Genomic DNA, 390 nt, shown 5'->3' with positions numbered 1-390 from the left:
AGCGTGATGGACGGCCAGGCGGGCAACGACACCTTCGTCGTGGACGGCGCGGCGATCACGCTGCTGCAGTCGGCCTATGCCGGCAGCGGCAAGCTTGCGACGCTGAAGGGCGGCCTCGGCGTGGATACGCTGAAGCTGTCGGGTACCGGTCTGACGCTCGATCTGACGCAGGTTTCCAACGTCGCCGCCGGCAATCCGTCCGGCGGCAACCGGCTGAGCGGTATCGAGAAGATCGACATCACGGGCTCGGGCGACAATGTGTTGAAGCTGACGGCGGCGGACATCGCCGACATGTCGGGGAGCAACGTCTTCGAGACGACGGGCCGCTACCAGCTGATGGTCGATGGCAATGCCGGCGACAAGGTGCAGTTGACGGACGGGCGCTGGGCG

1 pseudogene is annotated in these 390 nt (G+C 66.4%); it reads left to right on the top strand.

From position 1 onward, the window contains the following. Nucleotides 1-390, top strand: a pseudogene (locus NDN16_RS20845) (hypothetical protein); the annotation flags it as partial.

Origin of the sequence: Aureimonas altamirensis, assembly GCF_023702225.1 — a bacterium.
Lineage (GTDB): Bacteria > Pseudomonadota > Alphaproteobacteria > Rhizobiales > Rhizobiaceae > Aureimonas > Aureimonas altamirensis_B.
This window is presented reverse-complemented; position numbering and strand designations above follow the sequence as displayed.